The following is a 24,459-nucleotide window of genomic DNA, read 5'->3' as shown; positions in this document are numbered from 1 at the left end:
ACCTTCAGTCCACCTATAACGTGGACTGAAGGTTCCTTGCTTTGCAACTATATAAAATTATGCTTCCGAAGGATAACGGAGTCCCCACTGTCCGCGAATCTGATCAAGGATACGCATAATAGCTAACGACTCGTCCAGCGATATCTCCTCGCACTCCTTCAATCCGGCACGGAGCGCCTCGCCTACCGCTTCCGCTTCAAAGGCATAGCCTTTAGCTTCGCGATCATCCGTAAATGTCTCTGCTTCCTGGCCATCCACATAGAGGGTGGCAGTTTTGGCGCTCAGGAAGTTAGGAACACGAATCTTACCATTAGTCCCGTGAATGTAAGCATCATTCCCGATGGCCAAGCGGACCGCTCCGTTCAGGGAAGCGGTAACACCATTTTCATAGGTTAAGAGCACCGAGAAATGTTCGTCGACCCCCGTCTCTCCGAGATGAGCCGTACTCTGTACCTGCTTGGGATTGGCCCCCAGCACCATGGAAGCGAAGGAGATCGGATAGATGCCGGCATCAAGCAATGCCCCGCCCCCTAATTTGAGATTGAGCAGTCTTCCTTCCGGGTCCCAACCTACACGGAAGCCAAAGTCAGCTTTGACCAAACGAACTTCCCCAATGCGGCCTTCTGCCAACCACTCGCGAACTTTACGAATCGGTGGCAGAAATCTTGTCCACATCGCTTCCATCAGGAACAGCTTGTTCGCACGAGCATACCCGATTATTTCTTCTAATTCGGAAGCATTAATTGTAAAAGGCTTCTCGCACAACACAGGCTTGCCCGCCCGCAGTACGCTCAAGACATTCTCTTTATGATAAGGATGGGGTGTAGCTACGTACACAACATCTACTTCTGGATCATTAAGCAATTCCTCATAGCTGCCGTATGCACGGGAAATCCCGAATTTGTCAGCAAACGCCTGAGCCTTATCCAGGCTCCGTGAGCCCACAGCAAAAGCCTCTGCATTGTTGGCATAGGCCAAATCCGCCACAAATTGTCCGGCGATTCCTCCTGCAGCCATAATACCCCATTTGATTTTCGTGTCTGCCATGATTGCCTCCTTCTGAGTCGTCTTTTTGATCGCTCATCTTAATAGTTCGTGTTCAACCTCTTATAGTATAACCGTTCCGGTCCAGTGTGGAAATCCCGTCCAGTTGATCTGGTCTTTTATGTTATAATCGATGAGTGCATTTGCTTGTGCACGCCAATTTTGAGGTTGAGAGGTTGAAGATATGCTGACGTTTGAGCAAAAACTAAAAATTCTGGAATCTATTCCGAACTTGGAGCGCCGTAACGTTTCGCTAGGACGCGTAAATTTCCATTTTGAAGACAGCGCCTATGATAAAAAAACCGTGGTCTACCACTTACATCCTAACGGTAACGGGTTTGTATATGCCGGCCTTCTACAACATCCCGATGCGGATGATAAAGGGCTCGTTAACATTCGTGATTTTGAAGAAGCCGAATTGCTTGACTTGGTCAAGGCATCGATGCTTTCCCTGCTGGAGCGGGAGGATGCACCCGAGAATGCCCAAGCCGCCCCTTCTGCTCCGCTAGCTTCCTCCCATATAGCTCCGGTGGGAACTGGAGGCCTATGGGTCAATGATAAGGGCGAAACCCTGACACTCAAGTATGAAGATGATTTATGGTATATCTACTCCGGGTTAAGCCTGGAAATGGCCTTTGAGACTCGCGAAGAAGCGGGGGAATATTTGAACGAAGAAGGCTTCACCTCTCGCAAGGGCTAACAACAAGAATGGTCATCAAGCATAAAAAGGTATTGTAACCCGGCAGCGAAACCATCACTGTCGGGTTAACAATACCTTAATGCAATGTGCCATATGAGTTAAGCGATTCTTCAGGAGGTCTTCTAACCCTCTTGCTGTAGCTTGCGGAACACCTGATAGCTGCGCTCTGCACAGACAGAGATCGGAATAGGATCAAAGCCAATCAAATCAGCATAAAGGGTATCATTTAACGGCGCGGTCCAGCTTGTCGGCAATTGATCTGCACCTAGCTTCGCCCCCATGATAGAGCCAACGGTTGCTCCGTTGCAATCGGTGTCCATACCTCCATACACAGAGGTGACAACAGCCTTCTCGAAATCATTGCCCCCATAGACGAGAGAGGCTGCCACCAGGGCCGCGTTATTATTACTGTGAACGGCATCATAGTGACTGAATTCCTCCCAAATCTTGCTCACCAGCTCGCGTTCGCTTTTTGCGCTATGTGCAATTTCAATTCCTTTAATGACATCTGCTGCAAGACGACTTGTTTGCGGAATTTGGCTCAGCCCGATTTCAAGCAATTTCTCATTATCCTGCTCCACAAAAGCTGCGGAAATCATTGCTGCATTAAGCATGGCCGCATAAATGCCGTTCTTAACGTGGGAAAAAGAAGCATCCCGATAAGCCAGCTCTGCCGCCAGCTCCGGACGCCCCGCCACTCCATAAGCAAGGCCATCTACACGAATGGCAGCTCCAATCCATTCCCGATAAGGATTCAGGTACATCCGAACACGCTCTTGCCGCATATCCCAATCTGCCGGCTTGTCCCCATGCAAATGAGAGGTTTCCTGTGCAAAGTTGAGATAAGCTTGCGTCTCTGCCGTACATACCTGACTATAGGTCAAGCGGTTGTGCCACAGCTTGCCCACATCCCATGAATCGAAGTTCAGCCCCTTCTCCTCCAGCAATAATAAGCCAAGGATGGTGTAACGGAGGTCATCATCACTTTCCATGTACTTGATTTTGTCCGATGTGCTTACATAGGACCAATCACTAAGGGCCAACCCATATTGCTTGGCGGCCCGGGAATGTCCCGGCGTATAGCCCTGAATAGGCCAGGCATCCGCTCCGCGGAACCATAGCTCTATATTTTCCCAGCCCGGACGACCATCCTTGCCATACAAGTAATCCCAATATTCAAGCGGCTTCCCCAGCGCACATCCTACAGATCGTCCAAGCCAGGCGCCGTAGAACTTGTTCCGCCACTGTGCCTCGCTCCAGCTTGCTTCCAATCTGTAAGATCGCCCTTCCGGACGTAGACTTCTGATTTCATCCAGTGTTGAGGGCTCCTGAAATGGAAAATCCGGCTCCACCGGAAGCTGCATCAGTTCAAAATAGAATTGCATCAGCCTGCCTTCATCCTCGCCCGCCAGATCAAGCTTCTCCTGAAATCCTGCTACATTGCAGCCTTCTTCTTTTCGCTGCATCAGTTCAAACGCCATCATTTCCTGTAGTCTTTCCCAGCCTGCCATGGTCACACCCCTTTTGCAGTAGCAAGGTATTGTTGATCCAATCGTGCCAGTGCATCAAATAATAGCTTCAAAAATGCCGAGCGGTCTACGTCAACCAGGACTTCAACATTACACTCACCATCCGGCTTTGTCCGCTGATCAGCTACGGTCATACCTCTCGTTAACTTACCTTCGGTCTCTATGGTAACGTGCAGGTGCCGCGACTGAAACAACTCGGGGCTAAGCAGCCAAGCCACCGCGCACGGATCATGTAGTGCATTGCCGACATAACCCATCTTCTTGCCATAAATCGAGTAGAAATCAAGCAGTTCTCCTACCAGCTTAGAAACAGGACCACGCTGCTTCAATTGCTCAATTTCGTCTTCAAAAATGGCCGCTTTATCGGTTACATCCAGCCCACTCATTGTGATGGGAATTCCTGATTCATATACAATTTTAGCCGCTTCCGGATCGACATAAATGTTGAACTCTGCCGTTGAAGTTACATTGCCGTAGCAAAGTCCGCCTCCCATCAAGGATATACGCTCAATCTTGTCCTTGACCTCTGGGTATGCGGTAATTAACAAGGCAATATTGGTCAATGGAGCAAGCGGAACGAGCGTGACCTTCTCCTCGGAGGCTCGGATGATATCGAGCATAAACTCTACGGCTCCCTGTTCTACAGGGCGAAACCGAGCCGGGGGGAGGGCCGGGCCATCCATGCCTGATTCGCCATGGGCCTCTTCACCAGTGACCAGTTTGCCAAATAACGGTCCTGCTGCACCTTTGGCTACGGGGATATCTGCTTGAATGAAGCTAAGAATCCGCAGCGCATTGTCCGTAATTTTGTCTAGAATTTGATTGCCGCCTACCGTAGTGATGCCGCGTATGTCGAGCACATCCCGATGCGCATAAGCAAGCAGGATCGCTATAGCATCATCATGTCCTGGATCACAATCAATAATTAAGGGTGTTGCCATGTATGTTCACGCTCCTCGCTATTTCTCTTCCTGTTGATAAGCTTTGTTTGTTCATTTAGCAAGTGGGCTTTTTACTTTCCGATTCTTCTTCCGTGTTTCCGACACAGCATACAGGATAAGCCCAATTACGGTTGCTGCATAAGGCAGGGTAGCAATCAGCTCCGCAGGAATTTTCAGCACCTGGAACGCATTGGCAAGCGCATCCGCCGCACCAAATAGCAGTGATGTCAGTGCTGTACCTACCGTGGTACTCCGTCCCATCGATTCAGCCGCAATCGCAATCCAGCCCCGCCCTGCAATCATATCTCTTGTAAATAACGACAGATAACCCATCGACATATAGGCTCCGCCTAATCCGGCAAAAAATCCGCTAAGCAACAAGGCCATATATTGAATTCTCACAACGCTGACCCCTACGGATTGTGCTGCATGCGGGTTCTCACCAACGGAGCGGATGCGCAAGCCTAATGAAGTACGCTTGAGCAAATAATAAACCGCAAACACCGCAGCAATGGATACATAGGTCAGAATGTGGTGTCCAGATAAAATAGGCCCTAGTACAGGAATGTCTTTCAACAAAGGAATGTCCACACTGGGCAACACTTTGCTGGCCAAGGATGTGGACGAGCCCTTATCGCCGCTTAGCAAATAGAGCAAAAATACAGTACCGCCCGAAGCAAACATATTAATGGCGATACCCCCAAGAATAACGTGTGTCTTGAATTTCAAGGTAAAGAAGGCGAGCAGGCCCGCAATGAGCGTTCCGGCTAGCACAGCCCCTAGCAGTCCCACCCAGGCGCTTTGGGTATAGGAGCTAATGATGACCCCTGCCAGAGCAGATACGAGCATAATCCCTTCCATCCCGATATTGATGATCCCTGCACGATTAGAGATCAAGGCCCCCAGCGCTGCGAATAAAATAGGCGTAGTGACCCGTAATACGGAAAAGGCAAAATCCGTCGTTAAAATGACATTTAGCAAGCTATCCAAGCCGTTCATGCTTCACGCGCCTCCTTCAGTAGCATCCGGTTCTTCCAGAACTTCAGGAATTGCTCTGCCGAGATCAACAAAATAATGACAGCTTGAATAATAGAAATCATTTCAGCAGGTACATCGGATAATCGAGCCATGAGATCTGCACCGATTCGGATATATGCCAGGAACAAGGCCGAAGCTATGACAGACAAGGGATTGTTCTTGGCCAGCATCGCTACAAGAGCACCATCTAACCCATAACCAGGCAATGCGGTCCACTGGAAGCGGGTGTACATACCGAGGACCTCAATAGAGCCACCCATACCGGCAATAAAGCCTGCAATGAGATGGACGAGCACAATGACCTTGGCTGTCTTCATTCCGGAGTAACGAGCAAAACTGCGGTTTGCCCCCGTCATACGTAGCTCATAGCCCCATTTCGTTTTGTACAGGAAGAAGTGAGCAAGCACGATAAGCCCCAGTACAATGATGAGGCCTGTGTGAATTCGTGTGCCTGGAATCAGCTTGTCCAGCAATGCCGTCTTCTCAAATTTGAAGGACACATTAGCAAATGCCTTGGCATCACGCAATTGATAATTCAACAAGTACAACCCGATTCCGAACAAAATATTGTTGAACATCAAGGAGGTAACAAGTTCATTTGCGTTCCATTTCGCCTTTAATATACCTGGGATCGCAGACAGGATAGCACCTACAATCGAGCCTGCAAGAATGGCAACAACAGGATGTATAAGACCGCCAAGCGACCAGTGAATAGCAATAGCCGACGCCACTACACCCGAGAAGTAGAAAATACCCTCTGCGCCCAAGTTAAACATATTAGCACGAAATAGTAATGAAACGGCAAGTCCAGTAAACATCAGCGGGATCGCCATTTCAATCACATTTCCGATGTGTCCCACGGAATTAAGCGGCTCGAATAGGAAGATAGCGATTGTTTTTACCGGGTTCTCACTAACCAGTGCAATAATAAGAAAGGCAATGGCAAGCGCAATCAGAATGACTGCTGTAGTTCTGATCACTTCAAAGTATTTAGACTTCAACATCGTTCATAGTCCTCCTGATGTGCTGTGGCTCCTGCCGCTTAATCCCTAGCATGTAAAGCCCTAACTCCTCTTCACTTAGGCTGGAGGGGTCCTCCATATCCGCAACAATTTCTCCTTCGTACATCACCAGCAGACGATCGCTAATTTCCAGCACCTCGTTCAAATCAGCGGATACCAGGACGATCGCTCCCTGGTTCTCTCTAAGTTCCAGCAGCTTCTCATGAATGAGTTGCGCCGCTCCAACGTCTACACCGCGTGTAGGCTGTTCTGCAATCAGCAACTTCGGATTGGCCGAGCATTCCCTGGCAACAACAACCTTCTGCATATTGCCACCCGACAGCATGCCAATCGGCTGCTTTGGACCTGAACAACGTATTTTAAAAGCTTCAATAAGTTCGGCTGCCATACTTGCTATTTTTGAAGCACGAAGAAACACGCCATTGTTTAAAGTTTTGGAGCGATAATGCGTTGAGATCAGGTTATCGGATATACTGGCTTCCCCTGCTGATCCTTGTGACATCCGGTCCTCTGGTATATATGAGACACCCAGGTTCCGAATCGTCAAAATGTTAGCTTCCCGAATTTCCGTGTCCTGAACCCGAACTGTCCCCCTACTTGCTCCACTCCTCAGTCCTCCCGTCAAGACATCCATCAGCTCTCGTTGTCCGTTACCTTCAACGCCTGCTATCCCGACAATTTGTCCACTATGCACTGAGAAGCTTATATTATTCAATAGTGCCCTGCCCTGTGAATCGTTCACACTCAAATTCTCCACCGTTAGCACAGGCGCTTGCATGTTCAACTTTGACTTATCGTATTTCAATACAACATCGCGCCCTACCATAAGTCTGGAAATTTCCTGCTCTGTCACTTCCGAAGTCTGGAATACTCCCTCGCTTCGTCCTCCGCGCAAGATCGTGATACGATCACAGATCGCTTTGACCTCTTTCAACTTGTGCGAGATAAATACGATGGTATGACCATGCTCCTTCAATTGCTGCAGCTCACGAAACAATTCCTCTGTCTCCTGCGGAGTCAATACGGCTGTTGGTTCATCCAGGATCAATATTTGAGCGCCCCGAAGCAACGCTTTTAATATCTCCACCTTTTGCTTCATCCCCACCGACAAATCTTCAACCTTCGCCTTTGGATCAACCGCCAAATTGTACTTTCGCGCGGTGTCCTCGGTCATACGAACAGCCTCGGCATAATGTATGCCCAAGCCTTTGCGCGGCTCCATCCCCAGCACCATATTCTCTGCCACTGTAAAGGAGGGCACCAGCATAAAGTGCTGATGCACCATGCCAATTCCCCGATCAATCGCATCCTGAGGCGATAATAATCTTGTCTTTTCCCCTCGGATATAAATTTCGCCTTCGCTTGGCTCCTCCATACCGAAAATCATTTTCATCAAGGTGGATTTCCCTGCCCCGTTCTCACCTGCAAGCGCATGGATTTCTCCTGCACGCAATGAAAAATTCACATCACGGTTGGCAACCACTCCATTAGGATATACCTTTGTAATTCCGCGCATTTCCAGCAAAGGAGTCTCCATTGTAGATTTACACCCTCCCGACTTGAAGTTTGGCTAGCAAGCTCATTTTAAAAAACACGCAGCTTGAAGCCCCTCATTTCGAAGGGCTCCTTGCTGCGATAAGACTACCTGCTGTTCGTTTGCTTAAGGCTTAACTGCATTCCGGATCGCTTCAACCTCAGCGGTCTCCATCCCCATAGCGTTATCCACTTCAATTTCATTATTAATCAGCTTTTGCTTCACTTCTTCCACCTTCGCCTGAATTTCTTCCGGGAAAGTCGATGTGTAAATGTCATTTTCCGCAATACCCACGCCATCTTCTTCAAAGCTGAGACGATCACGCTTACCCATTTCGAGCGTACCTTCACTCAGCTTCTTGACCGCGCCCAAAATGGCTGAATCAATTTTTTTGATCGCTGAAGTGACAATCAGATCAGCCTTCTCAGGGTCTGTATCTTTCAGCAGCATGGCTTGATCAGAGTCCACGCCTATCGCGTATTTCTTTTTTTCCTTAGCGGCATCAAAAATACCAAGTCCCGTACCACCAGCAACGTTGAAAATAATATCTACACCCGAGTTATATTGAATCAGGGACAATTCCTTGCCCTTCGCCGGGTTTACGAAATCACCCGCATAAGATACTGCGACTTTGACATCAGGGTCAACATATTGTGCCCCTTGAATGTAACCAACCAGGAAAGCGTTAATGCCTGGGATATCCATGCCGCCCACAAAGCCAATCACATTATCTTCATTCGCATTTTCCATTTCCGATTGTGTTGCATAAGCAGCGGCAGCTCCGGCGAGGAAGGAAACCTCATTAGTCGCATATGTCATGCTGTATACATTAGCCGGGGCTTCCTCGATATCCGTATCGTAGTTGATAAACTTTTTATCAGGATTTGCTTCGGCAATTGCATTGAACATCTCGGTAATTTCAGATCCACCGGAGATGATTACATCCCAATCCTCAGCAGCGATGTCATTATAAGTCGGCTCCCACTTGGTCTTGTCCGTTCCCATCTCCACCACTTTTGTTACTGCACCAAGCTCTTCCTTGACTTTGTTCAAACCATTGTTCGCAGCATCAAAGAAGGATTTATCGCCTAATGTTCCCGGAATGAGCAGGATGACCTTTAACTTGTCACTTTGGCCTGCTGCATCAGAGTTGTTGTCTCCGGTTGAACCCTGATTTGCACTATTGCTTCCACACGCAGTTACCAATACCATTACTACAGCTAACAGCAAAAACAGAATGTTCTTTTTCATTTTCTTCTCATCGCTCCTATTTCCGAAAAAAGTGTGTGTAACACGGTGTTTTTTTAGACCATTGCGGCTTATTTCCGAACATGATAGCTAGTCCGGTTGTAAAACTTCCGTCTAATTGGTAAGATCATAACAAAAATAAGCACAAATAATTATAAGCTTTCGGTCATGTTTTTATATGATTCGGCTAATCATTTTTTACAGGAGGTGCTTTATGGATCGTGTGCTTTATATTGTAAATACTGTTCATGAAGCTAATACGCAAATCCCGTCGCATCAGCATGAATGCTACGAACTTGTTTATTACATTAATGCCGCGGGTTCCTCCAATATAGGAACGAAAAATTTTCACTACCGTCCCTCATCCTTTGCAATTATCCCCCCAGGATATAAACACGATGAAAAGCATATTCCGGAGGGAGAACCCGAAGTGCTATTCATCGGTTTTCTATGTGATAATTCCCGTCTGTCCACTCTGGCCGGAGTGTATGATGATGATAAAGAGCACACGGTACTGCAAACTTTGCTGCGAATCAAGCTGGAATTTCAACGAAAACGCGAAGGCTTCTCCGAACTGATGAACCTTCAGCTTAGTGAGATTATCGTTCACTTGCTAAGAAATGTGGATGACGGCTTATCTACTCTGCCTGCGGAAGATCGTATGCAGTATGTCCTCAATTACATGGACGAGCATTATTTGCAAAGATTGACCATTTCCAGCCTGTCCGAATTGTCTGGTTATAGCTATGATCGCTTCAGACACCTGTTCAAAGAGCGCTACCAATACTCTCCACTCCGTTATCTTTTGCTAAAAAGGCTAGACTATGCCAAGTCATTACTGCGACATACACAATTGCCTATCTCAGAGGTATCCGCCGTCTCCGGCTTTGTCAACGACGCACAGTTCTGTAGTATTTTCAAAAGAGAAGTTGGCGTAACCCCTCGCAAATTCAGAATAAACAACAAGGGACTGGACCCGCTTTATTAGCGGCCAGTCCCTTGTTTTCTCTATAATGTCAACCCCTATTTTCTAAATTTTTAGCCCAACATACAAAAAAAGGTTGAATTTAGACACAAAATGCTCAATAATTAGATAAGACACAAATTGTTCACAATTGAGTAAGAGTTCAAATCTCGAACAGCTTCGTCCTAGAAAGACGACTTTTTGAACAAACCTTTTGCAGGCTAGCGAAATGGAAAGGAGCGATCTCTATGTGGAAACCTGGCAACAAAATGAATGGTAACGCATTTCTGTGGATTATTGCGTTAGGCACATTTTACGCGCTGTTCTACACCATATTCACCCTTTTCGCTATCCATGGCCAGTAATCTCTGTACTTTTGTAACCGCTAACAAATGCCATTGACAATTCTTCGGATAGCGTATAATGAGTTTGAGCATTAGCAATCGTGAGAGTATGTTCTCCGTTGCTCTTTGCGTCAATCAAAATCCGAAGGAGCCTTACTTTGAAAAATATCCTTGTCACCGGCTATCGTGCACATGAGCTGGGCATATACAACCATAAACATCAGGGCATCCCCTATATTCGTCAGGCCATTGCCAACCGCTTGATTCCGCTCGTTGAAGAAGGTTTGGAGTGGGTGATTACGCCAGGACAATATGGGGTGGACCTATGGGCCTGTGAAGCCGTATTTGCCCTTAAGCAGCAATATCCTCAGCTAAAATGCTCTATCATTACGGCATATAGCCATCAGGAAGAGAAATGGAGCGAAGAGAAACGGGAATATTACACCCGAATTCTGCGTCAAGTTGATCATTATGCTTCTACTAGCAAGGAGGCTTATGAGGGTCCGTGGCAATTCAAGGCGCGGGATGAGTTGCTGTTTCGCAAGACGGATGGGATCCTGCTCGTTTATGATGAGGATGCCGGAGAAGCCAGTCCGAAATATATGAAGATGCGAGCTTTGAAGAAGCAGACTGAAGATGGCTATGGCTATATCAATATTAGTTCTGAGGAAATTCAGTCCCTGGCAGATGAAGAACAAGCCAGAGACTATGAGGAGCAAGGGACCTGACACCCCGCTTACAGCGGAGTCCCAGGTCCCTTGTTGGTTGCACAATCTTATAAATTTTCAATAAAGTCAGTGTAATAGTTATTTCCGTTACGGGAATCAAATCTTGCAGCAGCCACCAGCGCCTGCTCCTTGAAATACTTACCAAGCCAGACCACGTTGCCCGATTCTTCCCGATGTGGAAACTCGGCAGGCAACTTAACCTGATAAGACAAATTCTCTTCAGCCAGCCGCTGGAACATCTTAGCCGCATAGGCGTTAAATATCATCACATGGAACGGATTTTCGTGATCCAGAGCCATAGTAATATGCTCTTCAAAGACCTCTAGCGCTTTAATTGGGTCCGTGAGGGTCAGGTATCCGATATGCTCCCCGTGGTATAGCAGGAAATCACGATTCCCCTTCACCAGGCGGTAGCCTCGACGCTGAAGCTTATCGGCTTCTTTCTGACGACCCAGGCGAAGCAGCGGGAACAGAACCTTGGTGATCGTAACGTGAGGCACCTCGCCACAGCTCATTCCGCCTTCAATAATCGGCTTGGCCGCCTCAATGATCGCTTCATCATCCCCTTGCTTGACGGCACACTCCACTACCCGATTCTGCTCACAAGCCAGACAATCGCTCATATCATCGCGTTCCATTGTTTGAATCCGCTTCATGTATTCTGCCGCAGTTTCAACCTCACCCATTTCATTCGCGGTTACCATCTTATAGAAGTAATAGGTACGGTCGCTATAGCCATATTGCCCAAATCTTTGCTTCATATCTTCCAGGAGCTGGTCTATTTGTGGGCGAGTAATATCCGGGAAGCTCGGCGCTTGGTCCAGAATCCACTTATAGGACCAAAACAAGCTGAATTCATCAAAGCGCTCAGGCTCTTTGTCAAACTGTCCAAGCTGCCAGGAGAAGGCAACGAGAGCTTTCATCGGATAACCGTTAAAGACGCCACATTCCACCAGTTCTGCCCGAGCTTCATACCCCTGATCGATGTCCCCTGCGGCATCAGCCAACTGAATGGCTTGCTCCAAGACCTCAACCTTGGCACGCCCGTCCGGCAGGCTGAACGCCTGCTCCATCAAATCATCGAAATCACCATCAAAATTCATGTTACTCATGCGAAGCACCTCCATTATGATTAACATCCATGCCCCAGTCAATGAAGCGAATAATTCCTTGATTCAGAAGGGCAATCTCCTTACGATTCATCGGATAATGACCCATCAACAAGGCATTACAATACAGCATTTCTACCGCAGTTGGCAGCATTCCCAAATGACCTGACGTGAATATACGAGATACCACGGGGTTATCCAGATTCAAGTATATTGTCGCGTATGCCGTAGCCTGATAGTTCGCTCCCAGATTTCCCAGCACCGAGGATAGCAGCTCCGTGCTAGCCTCCTTGGCTGTCTCTAAAGTCCGCAGGTCTGACGATTCCTTCGACAACGTATAGAGTGCAGGTAGATCAGCCGGCTTGAAGCGTCTGATCTGGACACGGCAGCGGAAAGGCTGCAACGTTGCATCAGCCAGCTTAACAGCCTCATAATACTGCAACCGTTCTTCTGGCGTAATATCCGTGAAGGAGAAGGACACATCCTCCGGCAGCAGCCGCTCCACAGTAATACGTTCATCCACCAACGGCAATCTGGACAACAACTCGGCATCATATATGTACCCGCCGTTCACCACCAGCATTGTTTGCGCTGAGGCTACATGCGTAATCTGGCGATATTCATCCAGACTCAGGGTATAGTAGAAATGTTGGTGCTCCTTAAGCAATTCATCAAGCTCACGGTTCCCATAAGTCGTCTCGAAAGGTAGCCAGCGGTAAATAATCGAGAAGAATTTGTCGTCCTCCACCGCCAGGGCCTTCATGGATAAGGCATGCAGATTAATAATATGCTGAAGCCGATCCGGATCATATTCCGCCATTCTCATCAGTTCACTGCGAATCGATTCGCCTAATTGCTCGCGCACCTCTTCCAACTTGTCGTTCTCGTAGAAGCTTTCCCGGGATGCCGTCGGCTGGAGCTCATCCGTCCACACTACGCACTTCACGAAGAATGCCCAGTCCGGTAAAATATTCTCCGCTTTCTCCGACACAAGCATATGCTTGAGATATACGCGGTGACTCTTCTTTGCATTAAGGTTGACGGCTTGCGGAAGCACGTAAGCAATCCCACCCGTACGCCCTTCACTGGTCATCAGGGGAATAAAGTCACGGAATTTCTCCCCTAATAGCCGCTCACCAAGCTTGAGCACCTCTTGCCGATGACTGCGCGCCAACCCCGGGTCTTGAATCCATACAGGAATATCATCATTAATGACGCGCTCGCCCTGACCGGATTGCAGAATGATTGGATAAGGCAGCAGAGCCCCGTAATAGTGCAGCCACTGCGCCAGACTAGCTTCTTCGAAATAAATCTCGCAGCCCGGCTTGCAGCGCAAATAGACCTTGGTTCCCGGGGACAACTCTCCCTCAAGCGTGCGAATGCTATAGGTTCCGTCAGGCTTGCCGCGCCACTCGAGTGCCGGGCCACCCTTGGCAGACCTTGTAATCATCACAATCTCATCACTGACCATGAAGCAAGATAGCAAGCCAATGCCAAAGCGACCGATGAAGGATTCCTCCTTAGCCAGGAAATCCTCACCACGCTTGGAGGACTGCCCGATCATCGCCAGAAATTCATGCACCTCGGCTTCGGTCAGACCCACCCCGTTATCTTCAACGGTCAACGTAATGTTATTGTCGCTTCCGGCAACCTCAACGACAATACGTCCCGTATAGCCGGACTCTTGTAATCCATTTCGGGCCGTTACGGCATCAATTCCATTTTGCAAGAGCTCGCGCAGATACACTTTCGGGTTACTGTACAAATGATTTGACAGGATGTTGATCATCCCACTTAAATTTACCTGAAAACGATAGTTTTCTTCTACACTCATGTTAATCTCCTTCCTTGCTATCAATATACCTATTATTCTATAGCTTATATAGCCTAATCAAGCTCTTCAGTTTCCCTGAAAATAGCACAAACTTCCTCCTATTGAAAAGGGACCTCAGCCCCACCTTGCCGAAAGCAGGGAGACAACGGCCGGGCCCGCTGCATACGATATCAAGATTAATTCCGCAGCTATTGCTCAGATCCTAAGGAGGTATTCTCGTGAACAATCAGCACCTTCCGACGGTGGCTTATTTCAGCATGGAATACGGATTGCATAACGACTTCAAGATATACGCAGGCGGGCTCGGTATCCTCGCAGGCGACTTCATCAAAGGAGCCAAGGACCTCGGCGTCCCGCTGATCGGCATCGGAATCAGATGGAAGCAAGGCTATACCGAGCAACGCATCGACCACGAAGGCAAACCGTATGATACGTTTGCTGATCAGGAATACGACTTCCTGGAAGATACCGGGGTCAGACTTACCGTGACAGTCAAGGAGGCCGAAGTCCCCTGTAAAGTATGGAAAACCGAGCACTTTGGCAATAATCCACTTTACTTGCTTGATGCTGACCTCGATGGAAGCTCCCATAGCTGGATGACCTCACGGCTATATGGAGGCTCTAGCGAAGAACGCATCGCCCAAGAAATTATTCTCGGTATTTGCGGAGTGAAGGCCATTCGGGCACTCAGCCTTGAAGCCGACGTCTACCATTTCAATGAGGGCCATGCAGCCCTGGCCGCTACAGAGTTAATCCGGGAGAAGATGGCTGGCGGCCTCTCCTTCGAATCCGCTTGGCGCAAAACTCGTGAGGAAGTCGTATTCACTACCCATACGCCAGTCAAAGAAGGTAATGAAGCTCATACTCTGGATTTGTTGGGAACGATGTCTGCTTATAACGGCCTAACCCGTGAACAGATGGAGCAAATTGGCGGCAACCCGTTCAATATGACCGTTGCCGGCCTAAGGCTCTCCCGCCGCTCCAATGCCGTGGCAGCACTCCATGCCAGAACGGCCAACCAGATGTGGAAGGACGTGTCTAGCAGATCAGAGATCATCGGCATCACCAATGCTATCCATTTGCCCACCTGGGCCGACCCACGTATGACTCAGGCCTATGAAAATGGTGGCGATCTCTGGGCGGTCCATACCGAGCTCAAGGGTGAGCTAATCGACTGGATACGCGGGCATACCGGAATCGCGCTGAACCCTGATCGTTTACTAATCGGCTTCTCAAGGCGGGCCGCTCCCTACAAACGCAGCGACCTGATCTTCTCGCAACCCGAATTAATTACCCCTTACCTGGAGAGCGGACAAATTCAAATCGTCTTCTCCGGCAAAGCTCATCCCAATGACGAGACCGGCAAGCAGATCGTCAGCCGTCTGGTCACCATGATGAAGAAGTACCCCGGCAGCGTCGTGTTTCTGGAAAACTATGATATGACGATTGGCGCCAAGCTCACCCGGGGTGCAGATGTATGGCTGAACAACCCCCGAAGGCCGCTGGAAGCGAGCGGAACCTCTGGCATGAAGGCTGCCGTCAACGGTGTGCTCAACTGCTCTATTCTCGACGGCTGGTGGCCCGAGGCATGCCTGGACGGGGAGAACGGCTGGCAGATCGGAGACGGGTTCGAAACGGACGATGTTGCCGAGTTGGATCGTCACGATAGCGCCGCTCTTTACGACACGATACTTCATCGGGTTGTGCCGACCTATTACCATAATCAGCCCCGCTGGGTGCAAATGATGCGCAGAAGCATTGAAACAACCCGCGAAGCCTTCTCTACTAAGCGGATGCTTCTAGATTATTACGAGCAGCTTTATCAACCGTTGCGCAAATAGACACAAACCGTACCTATTGAACTAATAAACCTTTCGAATATAGTTCATTATTCCTTCTCTCCTTCCGATAATATATAGACATTAATGCCTATATTACAAAGAAGGAGAATTACTCATCATGATGAACAAACACACTCTGCACAAGCTGCTGATGCTGGCACTGGCCTTCATCTGCCTCTTCCCGGCGGCACTCAGCACTTCCGCAGCAGCGCCAGCTAAGGTCAAAAATGTGGTATTGCTGGATGCCAAAACCAACCTTGCTTATATTCCCGGCCGGGTATTGAACGAATTTGAGGAGACCAGCGTACAGTGGAATCCCTCGGATAAGAAGCTGCATATTGTTAGAGGGGAATTACGAGTCACCCTGCAGGCGGGTAACACCGTTGCTTACGTGAACGAGGAGACCCGTGCCTTAACAAGCGCGCCATTCACCGATGCAGGTACGGCCTACATTCCACTGCAAGTGATTAAGGATATTCTGCAAATTCCGATTCAATGGAACAAACAGACTTCCTCCGTCAGCTTCGGTCAAGAAGATAAGCAATTGACTCTGCCCTACATCACCCGGAGTACAGCGGCCAGCCAGGGAAAGGCCATCGTCAGCGAACGCAAGACCTTTAAGGTCGGCAGCCGGTCCTTCAACGTACAGATGGTGACAATCTCCTTAATGGACCCTAAGGTTCAGCTTAAGGTGGCTTTGGCCGGAGATGAGATTGGCAAGGTTGAGGATCTCAGCAGCCTGGCCAAACGACACAAGGCCGCTGTAGCCATTAACGGTACCTTCTTCAACGCCTATACCTCCGAAGCTTACAAAGCCCCTTACGGCTATATCGTGAGCAATGGCGAGTTGAAAATGAGAGCCGGCGGCGACAAACGTACCATCTTCGCCTACGATTCCAACCTGCTAACACAGTTGATCCCCGGTACAGAATTCACTGATGCATTTGCTGAAGGGAATATGGAGGGTGCCTTGCAGGCCGGACCACGTCTGGTGGTGGACGGCAAGGTAGCCATCGATGTAAAAACCGAGGGCTTCAGAGACCCGAAAATCCTCACCGGTGGTGGCGCCCGTAGCGCACTGGGAATTACGCGTGACCACAAGCTGATTCTACTGACTTCTGGTGGAGCAACCATCCCGCAACTGGCCGAGATTATGAAGCAAGCCGGAGCCTATCAGGCTATGAACCTGGATGGGGGAGCTTCCAGCGGACTGTATTATAACGGCAAGTATCTCACTTCCCCAGGGCGCAAAATCAGCAATGCCTTGTTGGTGACCTATCCTTAACAGCGAGCAAAATTTATGCACCAAATGACCAACGGCACTTCCGCTTAGGAACGTTCAGACGTTCCTGGCAGAAGTGCCGTTAGTTATATATTGCGAATGAACCTTGGATCTGTTCAGGCTTCGTCGGAAGCGTACCGCAGACCGAACTGGTGTCTTGCTTCCTCCATCAACTCTGCCACTGCAAGGGACCGGGCATGTGTATTGATGTCACTTTCCCGGCATCCGTTCTTGATTAATTCAATGAATTCCAACGCCTCATAATACATGGATTCCTGGGGCTGGGAGCGAGTTATTTCCTCCGTTGTCCCGTCACGATACATAATCTTCACCTCATAAGGCTGGTTAATTCGATCGACGACGATGGTTCCATTCTCCCCTTGAATTTCGGTTGGCAAATAGGAATCCGTGATCTTCGAATACATAATGACTCCGTCCATGTCGGGATAACGAACCATGACACTGCCCTCCCCATCCACTCCGGAGGATAACATGATCGCCGACGCCTGCACTTCTTCCGGCTTGCCAAATAACGTGACCATCGGGTAGATGCAATAAATGCCCAAATCCATGAGCGCTCCGTTCGAGAAGTCAGGATTAAATGCATTGAGTACCTTGCCTTGCTTGAACGCATCGTACCGTGAAGAATACTGGCAATAGCTTGAGAAGTAGCGACGCACCCGACCGATCTTGTACAAATTATCATGAATTGCCCGGAAGTTGGGCATCAATGTCGACTTCAGCGCTTCCATGAGCAGCACATCGTTACGTCCCGCGGCCTCAATCATCCGCCGGACCTCCGCCGCATTGGAAGCCATCGGCTTCTCGCAAAGTACATGCTTGCCATGGTCCATCATCAAAATAGCCTGCTCCGCGTGCAAGGAGTTCGGACTGGCGATATATACGGCATCAATCTCCGGACTGGAGGCCATCTCAGCCAGATCAGTAAATACCCGCGGGTCTCCGAACTTGGCGGCAAAGTCCTTCCCCTTCTCCTCAGACCGAGAGTAAACGGCAGTCAGCACAAATTGCTCTGTTTCCAGAGCGGATTGGATAAAACGTTCTGTGATCCAATTCGTCCCAATGATGGCGAAACGTATCAAAGTGATGTCATCCCCTTTTTCGTATATGAATCAGCTATCCGTATTCTCTCATTCCCCGTCAGCCTTGTCTACTTCTCCTTTTGTAAAACCTGTTTATTCATGTGCAACTTACTTGCACCAGCTAAGACAACTCCATTACAATAGAAGAGGATGTTCAAAAAGCCGTCTTCCCAGGACGGAGTTGTTCGATTAGAAAGTGAATAGGGGTGAGATTCATGAGTGAGAACAATCATGCTTGGTTAAATCATGAGTTAAAGTATATTGTCAGCGGAGATTCCATTTCGAAGGGTGTCATCTATGACGAGAATCGGAGCAGATACGTCGTGCTGGAGAATAATTATGTATCCTTGCTGCAACAGAAGCTAAAGGGAGCGGTTCACAACACCGCCCGATTCGGCAACACTCTCGTTAAAGGATTAACCAACCTCAAGAGAGATGTGGAGAAGGATAAGCCCAACATTGTACTGATCGAATACGGCGGCAATGATTGCGACTTTAACTGGAATGAAATTGCCCTTAATCCGGATGCAGAGCATAATCCCAAGACGGATTTTGCCATCTTCGAGAAGAAGCTGACAGAAGCGATTGAATTTGTGAAGAGCCAACATATTGTTCCCGTACTGATGAGCCTCCCGCCGTTGAATGCCGACAAGTATTTTAAATGGGTCAGCAAAAATGATCCTGAGGCAGAGAAGAATATCATGAAGTGGCTGGGTAGCGTTACGAAGATCTACTGGTGGCAGGAGCGTTACAATTCAACGATTCTTAAGGTCTCCGAGATGACCAAGACCAGATTTATCGACGTGCGCGGCGCATTTCTGGAGCATCCTGATTATACCCGTTTCCTTTGCTCCGATGGTATCCACCCCAATGAGGACGGACATCGTATTATCTGTGATAAGGTGCTGGAATTCATTCGCAACAATTATCGGCAGCTCTTGCGGGATAATAGCGAAGGTAATCTGGTTATAGAATAAATGGCGTGGGAACAGCGTTAGCTTCGGCTACCGCTCCCACGCCATATTTGTGTATGTGCTGATGAGCCGGCTATCCAAGCCGCTGCAGGTCTGCCCATACCTTTTTGTTGCTATATTGCTTATCCGTGCTGATATCCGGCCCGAACCATACCGGGGCCTCAAAGGCCAGCGCCTGTTCCTCGGACTCAAATTCAACCTCCAGTACGATAAAGTCGATCTGATCGTAGCGATCAATCTCCACAACTACCCCGTTCCATGTCGCAGTCACTCGCCGCTTTTTCAATGCAATCGCCCCGTGGGTCTCCGTAATCTGGTCATACAAACCTTCCGAGATAGACACTTCGACCTCTTCCCGCGCCAGACCAAAACCTCGCTTGAACGTATGCGTATAATGGATTTCCTTGGTACGTAAATCTTCAATTCTGCGAACGCGAAACTCCTGATCCTCGTGAAAAGCCAGATAGGTCTGGTCGATGGCATGCTCCGAGAGAATTTGTATTTGCCCCTCCTTGATTAAAGCCTCCGGGTAAGCCGGCAGCAAAAACTTTCGTTCAATTTCTAGTGACAAGGGAACACACCTCCTTCTGTTCATCCCCATCAGTATACCGAGCATGACTTATCTCTACAAGTGCGTGTTCAAAAAGTCGAGTTTTCAGAACCAAAGCTTATGCTTCCGATGTGCGTTTTTTCAAAACGCTTTAGGTTGAATGAAGCTAGGGACGTCAGGAGCGGAGCTACACGTTTTCGGAGAAAACGACTTCGGAAGCATACGGGTACGTGAGCAACTCAAATGTTTCTGCAAGAAACATACTACGTAAGCCTACGCTTGGCCCGGGTGAATTCAAGATTCGATGTCGAGTCCACTTCTTGAACAACTTCGTTCTGGGAAGGCGACTTTTTGAACAACCTCTACAAGAAGTTAATTTTGACTTTGCCGGATGACATCCTGCTTAAGCGCATGAAAGGCCTTCGCCTTAGCCGCATTGTAGCTTTGCCAGGATGTATCCTGGCGACTCAGCAAGTCCCAGCGCTCATGAAGTTCCCGACCCAGGTTCTCATTCCCTTGCTCACGGCTGAACTTCAACAGCGAGGGCACCGCATCAAGCGAGAGTCCTGCCAAGTATTCAACATCGATATTCCCACTTACCCGGTAACGCTCTATATTTTGCTGTAAAATAATTCGGTCCATACTTACGTAATTGACAGCCAAATAAGCGGCTAGGCTCACCACGATCATACACTTCGTAAGAGGGAGCGAGGCAAAACGAATACGTAATCCGGCACAAACCAACAGCACCGCCAGATAGATCATAAAGGCATGAGAGACGAAGCGAATATAGGTATAGCCGTAAGCTTCCTCATACAGCATGAGCCGGGTGAATGCGGAGATAAGCATTACAGCCGAGCAGCCTACCACTACATAGAGCAGGATTTGATTGAATTGCCGTAACCCTTTCCCGGAATCTCCGGTAAAGGTCAATACGATTGCCAACAAGACAAAATTGATCATCGTTACCACAATAAGCTCGAAGAAGCCATTACGCGCATATTCGGCATATGAGCTTCCTGCGGGCAGTACGCCCTGCCACGCACTGAACAGATAGGTGAACTGCAGCGCCACAAACAGGACATAAACGATATTCACCACAAGCAGCACTGTAGCCGCAATGATGGGGTCCAGCTTAGGTTCAAATTTAAAGTCAGCAACCTCAGCAGGAACGGATGCGGGATAGTCCGGGATATTTGGAGCCGGATGATCTGGACGCGGGTTGACAAATCCCCATATGTAGCCGAACATTAGCAAACCAAGCACAACAATATAGATCAGCCGGAACGGTCCGTCGCCAATTAAGAGGCCTCTATATAGACTGTTCTGCCATGCCATGAGCAGTTGATTAAAGCCGCTGTCTGCCGATGTTAAGAGTGCTATAACTATAATGAGCAGCGGAAGCGAGACCAGCAAGCCCAATAGCACCTTACCTATCACTTGCTTCCTTTGGTCCTTCATCTTGAAATAACCCAAGGTCCCAGGTAACTTGAACGCCGTAGCCAGATGGCGAAACGTTTGCGGAATCAAGTGGTCCAGAGTATCCCACACCAGCCGTATATCACCCCAGTCTCGCTTCTGAGGAGCGAACAAATAAGTAATATGAGCCACAATCAAACAGGGTAGCAATAGAAGATTTAACCCCGCGAATATCGGGTTGGCAAACAATGCAAGACTGAGTGACAATAACAGAATCAGAGCCAACGCAAGCCAGCCAAACCAGGTTATCGGACGCCGTAACCGTTCAGGTGCACATAATCTGGCGTACATATAAAACAGGCAGACGAATAGCAAGACTGAGATCCCATATTCCTGAGTGTAAAAAAAATACTGGTGGACAGCAGCGAGCAGTAGGCCAGCAGCTAGTACCGCAACCGTCCTGCGAGGCGTAATTGAAGGGTAGGGCCGTTCCATAACGCTTGATTCCTCCATTCTTTTTGACAAGTCATACACAAAGGCTTTCCTAGGCTTCATTTTAAATGATAAAATAAGAAGATAAAGAGAAGAATCGAAATGTGAAATTTCGTATTTTTCATTTGGGAGGTTCGGCACGGTGAAATTGCATCACCAATTCTTGCAATTGCACGCACAGTTCGGAACAAATGAACCCCAAGAGGCTACAGAGGTCACGCTGGATGATCTGGCTTCCATACTGGACTGTACACACCGGACAGCGTTAACGGTGATTCATAAAATGGAAGAACTCGCATGGATTGACTGGGTTTCCCGAAGAGGTCGCGGGGCGCGTTCCAAGCTGCGCTTCAGGGTTTCACCGGAAGACATAGCCGCCCAATTCATGATGGATGCGATCCGGCGCAAGGACGTCCAACAAGCGATCCAGGACATACGTAAGCACGCGGACACCCCGTCACTGCAAGACCAATTGCAGGGGTGGCTGCTGTCGTATTTCGGTCATCGCGCTGAAATACGCAGCAATCGGAAGATTGATACGCTCCGCCTGCCCATCCGTCAGCCGCTACATACCATCGACCCGCTAAACATGAATTTGCTGGCCGAATCGTTTATCGCCAGCCATGTCTTTGATGGACTTGTTGGCCGGGACAGTGAGAGCGGCGATATTATTCCCGCCATCGCTCACGCTTGGGAACGTAATGAGTCTGGTACAGAGTGGACCTTCCACCTGCGCAAAGGCGTGGTGTTCCATAATGGTCGTCTTCTCACCCCGGAGGACGTGGTGTACACCTTCGAGCGGCTGGCAAATAGCTCTGGAAGATCGCTGTATAGCGCTTTTTTTCGGCTCATTCAAGATGTCCAAATCGTGAATCCCGTCACCATCCGCATGGTGCTTAAGGAGCCCTGTGAGTTATTCCTGCCTTCTCTCAGTACCACTCGGGCCTCCATCGTTCCCCGCAACCTGGGTGAACGCAGTGACGTGGAATTTGGACTTCGGCCCATCGGGACGGGCCCCTTCAAGTTAACCGGGATGCAGAAGCATGTATGTGTGCTGGAATCATTCCCACATTATTATCACGGTCAAGCTCATCTTGACCGCGTTGAAATTGTGCATGTGCCTTGGCGACTAAACGGGAAGAAGGACGATGCGAACGATACGTTGTCTCTGTTTCATGTCATTCCAGGCCAACCGGCTACCAGTGAAAGTCCCTGGACTCAGCTCCATTCCGAGGTACGCGTACGCAAATTTGTTACCTGTAATACTCGCAAGGACGGACCGCTGCGGAATCCACACATCCGTGCAGCCATTATGGCTGCGCTCAGAGAGCAACCGGAGACCTCCACCATCCAAGATCTTCTGGACCCAGATAGCCTGGCAGATCTACGGCCGCTGCACATCGCTACCATTACGCCCTATCAGGACGATGCAGATCGCGTTGCCCAGCGATTGACGCAATACGGCTTCACCTGTCAGGTCCTATCTTCAACGGTTGAGGAATTTAAGGGAGATATTCGCTTGCATGCAGATTTAATTATGTTCTCACTGCTTCGGGACCAGGATGAGCAGTTGCGCTTCTACGACCTGTACAAGACCATGGCCGAGCATGTTGAGCCGAACCATCAGCGAGACATGCTTCGGTCGTTAAGCCAGGTTGCCGGCGAACCTAAGCCGGAGACTCGTGCCGAGCTGCTGCTGGACATGGAGCGGCGCTTAACCGCTGCCGATGAATTATTTATTCTATCGGAAAAGCCGTTGCAAACCGCCTTTCTCCCCTCCATTCGCGGGATGAGCTTCAATAGCCAGGGATGGGTCGATTTACGCCATCTCTGGTTCCCTCCCTCCGGCTAGGGTCTGTATCCCCGCTACAGCGATCGTAAGAACATTTTCTCGCTTGACTTAATAACAAGCAGATAGGAGACCTTAATGATGAACTATCAAATTGTGTTTTTTGATATTGACGGCACGTTAGTCAACGATGCCAAAGAAGTGCCACAGGACACTATTGATGCTATTGCCGAACTGAAAAGCAAAGGTATCGAGCCCGTTATCGCAACCGGCCGCTCCCCTTACTTCTTCCAGCCTATTGCCGAATTGCTTCATATTAACTCCTTCGTTAGCCTTAACGGGGCTTACGTGGTATATCAGGGCGAGACCTTGTACAGTCAGACCCTTCCCCTGCAAAGTCTGGAGAAGCTGGTTAGCTTAAGCGCAAGCCACGGTCATCCGCTGGTATTCCAAGGTAACGAGCAATACTATGCCAATACAGATGCCCACCCCTATATTGTCGAATCCGTAGCTACCCTTAAAGTCATCCAGCCTGGATTCGACCCGGAATATTGGAGTAAAGCGCCGATATATCAGGCTTTCCTCCATTGTGAAGAGAAGGACGAGCATCTCTATTTGGAGCAATTCGACCAACTCCGCCTGATTCGCTGGCATCCGAGCGCGATGGATGTCACGTTGAAGGGAGGCTCCAAGGCCGTTGGCATCGCCGCGATGCTAGAGCGGCTTGGAATCCCGCTAAGTGCAGCCGTAGCCTTCGGCGATGGCCTGAACGATAAAGAGATGTTGCAAGCCGCAGGGCTTGGCATTGCCATGGGCAATTCTCATCCGGATCTGCTGGCATTTGCGGATTACGTTACTTCTTCTGTAGACGAAGGGGGCATTCGCCAAGGCTTACGCCATGCGGGATTGCTCACCTAGCCATTTTAAATTTTAAAAAAAATGTTCAAAAACTGAAACATATGCCCGTCCTTCTG

At 49.0% G+C, this 24,459-nt stretch carries 20 protein-coding genes; 8 read left to right on the top strand and 12 right to left on the bottom strand.

Going from position 1 to position 24,459, the window contains the following annotated elements:
• Positions 1–57: 57 nt before the first annotated feature.
• Positions 58–1,047 carry a Gfo/Idh/MocA family protein gene (locus tag BN3279_RS11705; RefSeq protein WP_059051035.1) on the bottom strand — a complete coding sequence of 330 codons (990 nt, stop codon included), beginning with the start codon at positions 1,045–1,047 and terminating at the stop codon, positions 58–60.
• Between the two features lie 181 nt (positions 1,048–1,228).
• Between BN3279_RS11705 and BN3279_RS11700 the strand changes: the two genes are divergently transcribed.
• Positions 1,229–1,744, top strand: a complete 516-nt coding sequence (locus BN3279_RS11700) for a hypothetical protein (protein WP_059051032.1) — start codon at positions 1,229–1,231, stop codon at positions 1,742–1,744.
• 122 nt (positions 1,745–1,866) lie between these two features.
• Here BN3279_RS11700 and BN3279_RS11695 read toward each other — a convergent pair whose 3' ends face one another.
• From BN3279_RS11695 to BN3279_RS11670, 6 genes are all read right to left on the bottom strand, one after another.
• Entirely contained in the window at positions 1,867–3,255 is a 1,389-nt protein-coding gene (locus BN3279_RS11695; RefSeq protein WP_059051030.1) for an ADP-ribosylglycohydrolase family protein, read from the bottom strand.
• Between the two features lie 2 nt (positions 3,256–3,257).
• On the bottom strand, positions 3,258–4,214 hold the full coding sequence (locus BN3279_RS11690) for a nucleoside hydrolase (RefSeq protein ID WP_059051027.1): 957 nt from the start codon (positions 4,212–4,214) through the stop codon (positions 3,258–3,260).
• A gap of 51 nt (positions 4,215–4,265) precedes the next feature.
• Positions 4,266–5,213: an ABC transporter permease gene (locus BN3279_RS11685; RefSeq protein ID WP_059051026.1), complete on the bottom strand. Its 948-nt coding sequence runs from the start codon at positions 5,211–5,213 to the stop codon at positions 4,266–4,268.
• Positions 5,210–6,256, bottom strand: coding sequence for an ABC transporter permease (locus BN3279_RS11680; RefSeq protein ID WP_059051024.1), 1,047 nt, complete (start codon positions 6,254–6,256; stop codon positions 5,210–5,212). The genes BN3279_RS11685 and BN3279_RS11680 overlap by 4 nt, the downstream gene beginning before the upstream one ends.
• The gene (locus BN3279_RS11675) at positions 6,243–7,811 is read right to left on the bottom strand and encodes an ABC transporter ATP-binding protein (protein WP_059051023.1); all 1,569 of its coding nucleotides are present in this window, start codon (positions 7,809–7,811) and stop codon (positions 6,243–6,245) included. The genes BN3279_RS11680 and BN3279_RS11675 overlap by 14 nt, the downstream gene beginning before the upstream one ends.
• Positions 7,812–7,934: 123 nt before the next feature.
• Positions 7,935–9,059 carry a BMP family ABC transporter substrate-binding protein gene (locus BN3279_RS11670; protein WP_059051021.1) on the bottom strand — a complete coding sequence of 375 codons (1,125 nt, stop codon included), beginning with the start codon at positions 9,057–9,059 and terminating at the stop codon, positions 7,935–7,937.
• Between the two features lie 211 nt (positions 9,060–9,270).
• Between BN3279_RS11670 and BN3279_RS11665 the strand changes: the two genes are divergently transcribed.
• Together BN3279_RS11665 and BN3279_RS11660 are read left to right on the top strand one after the other, a co-directional pair.
• Positions 9,271–10,044, top strand: a complete 774-nt coding sequence (locus tag BN3279_RS11665; protein ID WP_059051019.1) for a helix-turn-helix domain-containing protein — start codon at positions 9,271–9,273, stop codon at positions 10,042–10,044.
• Between the two features lie 478 nt (positions 10,045–10,522).
• Positions 10,523–11,092 (top strand): SLOG family protein, encoded by a 570-nt coding sequence (locus tag BN3279_RS11660; protein ID WP_059051017.1) that lies wholly within the window; start codon positions 10,523–10,525, stop codon positions 11,090–11,092.
• A 47-nt stretch (positions 11,093–11,139) separates the two neighbouring features.
• Here the strand turns inward: BN3279_RS11660 and BN3279_RS11655 are convergent, their stop codons facing one another.
• Positions 11,140–12,204 (bottom strand): hypothetical protein, encoded by a 1,065-nt coding sequence (locus BN3279_RS11655; protein WP_082673045.1) that lies wholly within the window; start codon positions 12,202–12,204, stop codon positions 11,140–11,142.
• Complete coding sequence (locus BN3279_RS11650) at positions 12,197–14,035, bottom strand: HSP90 family protein (protein WP_059051015.1); 1,839 nt, start codon at positions 14,033–14,035, stop codon at positions 12,197–12,199. Before BN3279_RS11650 ends, BN3279_RS11655 begins: the two co-directional genes overlap by 8 nt.
• A 218-nt stretch (positions 14,036–14,253) precedes the next feature.
• Here BN3279_RS11650 and glgP point away from each other — a divergent pair, with 218 nt between their 5' ends.
• Both glgP and BN3279_RS11640 read left to right on the top strand, forming a co-directional pair.
• Positions 14,254–15,876: an alpha-glucan family phosphorylase gene (glgP, locus tag BN3279_RS11645; RefSeq protein ID WP_059051013.1), complete on the top strand. Its 1,623-nt coding sequence runs from the start codon at positions 14,254–14,256 to the stop codon at positions 15,874–15,876.
• Between the two features lie 118 nt (positions 15,877–15,994).
• Positions 15,995–17,161 (top strand): phosphodiester glycosidase family protein, encoded by a 1,167-nt coding sequence (locus BN3279_RS11640; protein WP_392396864.1) that lies wholly within the window; start codon positions 15,995–15,997, stop codon positions 17,159–17,161.
• Between the two features lie 113 nt (positions 17,162–17,274).
• Here the strand turns inward: BN3279_RS11640 and BN3279_RS11635 are convergent, their stop codons facing one another.
• Positions 17,275–18,258, bottom strand: coding sequence for a Gfo/Idh/MocA family protein (locus tag BN3279_RS11635; RefSeq protein WP_059051802.1), 984 nt, complete (start codon positions 18,256–18,258; stop codon positions 17,275–17,277).
• Between the two features lie 218 nt (positions 18,259–18,476).
• On the opposite strand from BN3279_RS11635, the gene BN3279_RS11630 reads away from it, so the two are divergent.
• Complete coding sequence (locus BN3279_RS11630) at positions 18,477–19,238, top strand: SGNH/GDSL hydrolase family protein (RefSeq protein ID WP_059051011.1); 762 nt, start codon at positions 18,477–18,479, stop codon at positions 19,236–19,238.
• A gap of 70 nt (positions 19,239–19,308) precedes the next feature.
• On the opposite strand, the gene BN3279_RS11625 is transcribed toward BN3279_RS11630, so the two are convergent.
• Together BN3279_RS11625 and BN3279_RS11620 are read right to left on the bottom strand one after the other, a co-directional pair.
• Positions 19,309–19,806, bottom strand: coding sequence for a CYTH domain-containing protein (locus BN3279_RS11625; RefSeq protein ID WP_059051010.1), 498 nt, complete (start codon positions 19,804–19,806; stop codon positions 19,309–19,311).
• Positions 19,807–20,157: 351 nt separating this feature from the next.
• On the bottom strand, positions 20,158–21,699 hold the full coding sequence (locus tag BN3279_RS11620; RefSeq protein WP_059051008.1) for a DUF4153 domain-containing protein: 1,542 nt from the start codon (positions 21,697–21,699) through the stop codon (positions 20,158–20,160).
• Positions 21,700–21,838: 139 nt separating this feature from the next.
• On the opposite strand from BN3279_RS11620, the gene BN3279_RS11615 reads away from it, so the two are divergent.
• Both BN3279_RS11615 and BN3279_RS11610 read left to right on the top strand, forming a co-directional pair.
• Positions 21,839–23,548 carry an ABC transporter substrate-binding protein gene (locus tag BN3279_RS11615; protein WP_059051006.1) on the top strand — a complete coding sequence of 570 codons (1,710 nt, stop codon included), beginning with the start codon at positions 21,839–21,841 and terminating at the stop codon, positions 23,546–23,548.
• A gap of 78 nt (positions 23,549–23,626) precedes the next feature.
• A complete protein-coding gene (locus BN3279_RS11610; RefSeq protein ID WP_059051004.1) occupies positions 23,627–24,403 on the top strand; it encodes a Cof-type HAD-IIB family hydrolase in 777 nt (258 codons plus the stop codon).
• The last annotated feature ends 56 nt before the right edge of the window (positions 24,404–24,459 follow it).

Source organism: Paenibacillus senegalimassiliensis (assembly GCF_001486585.1).
Taxonomy (GTDB): domain Bacteria; phylum Bacillota; class Bacilli; order Paenibacillales; family Paenibacillaceae; genus Fontibacillus; species Fontibacillus senegalimassiliensis.
Note: the sequence above shows the minus strand (reverse complement) of the source record. Positions and strands in the feature narration are given on the sequence as shown.

Bases quoted from the DNA above. Each gene is read 5' to 3' on its own strand.
- BN3279_RS11640 (WP_392396864.1), top strand. From the start codon at position 15,995: ATGATGAACAAACACACTCTGCACAAGCTGCTGATGCTGGCACTGGCC.
- BN3279_RS11610 (WP_059051004.1), top strand. From the start codon at position 23,627: ATGAACTATCAAATTGTGTTTTTTGATATTGACGGCACGTTAGTCAAC.
- BN3279_RS11665 (WP_059051019.1), top strand. From the start codon at position 9,271: ATGGATCGTGTGCTTTATATTGTAAATACTGTTCATGAAGCTAATACG.
- BN3279_RS11630 (WP_059051011.1), top strand. From the start codon at position 18,477: ATGAGTGAGAACAATCATGCTTGGTTAAATCATGAGTTAAAGTATATT.
- BN3279_RS11620 (WP_059051008.1), bottom strand. From the start codon at position 21,699: ATGGAACGGCCCTACCCTTCAATTACGCCTCGCAGGACGGTTGCGGTA.
- BN3279_RS11670 (WP_059051021.1), bottom strand. From the start codon at position 9,059: ATGAAAAAGAACATTCTGTTTTTGCTGTTAGCTGTAGTAATGGTATTG.
- BN3279_RS11700 (WP_059051032.1), top strand. From the start codon at position 1,229: ATGCTGACGTTTGAGCAAAAACTAAAAATTCTGGAATCTATTCCGAAC.
- BN3279_RS11695 (WP_059051030.1), bottom strand. From the start codon at position 3,255: ATGGCAGGCTGGGAAAGACTACAGGAAATGATGGCGTTTGAACTGATG.
- BN3279_RS11705 (WP_059051035.1), bottom strand. From the start codon at position 1,047: ATGGCAGACACGAAAATCAAATGGGGTATTATGGCTGCAGGAGGAATC.
- BN3279_RS11650 (WP_059051015.1), bottom strand. From the start codon at position 14,035: ATGAGTGTAGAAGAAAACTATCGTTTTCAGGTAAATTTAAGTGGGATG.
- BN3279_RS11675 (WP_059051023.1), bottom strand. From the start codon at position 7,811: ATGGAGACTCCTTTGCTGGAAATGCGCGGAATTACAAAGGTATATCCT.
- BN3279_RS11690 (WP_059051027.1), bottom strand. From the start codon at position 4,214: ATGGCAACACCCTTAATTATTGATTGTGATCCAGGACATGATGATGCT.
- BN3279_RS11685 (WP_059051026.1), bottom strand. From the start codon at position 5,213: ATGAACGGCTTGGATAGCTTGCTAAATGTCATTTTAACGACGGATTTT.
- BN3279_RS11655 (WP_082673045.1), bottom strand. From the start codon at position 12,204: ATGAGTAACATGAATTTTGATGGTGATTTCGATGATTTGATGGAGCAG.
- BN3279_RS11680 (WP_059051024.1), bottom strand. From the start codon at position 6,256: ATGTTGAAGTCTAAATACTTTGAAGTGATCAGAACTACAGCAGTCATT.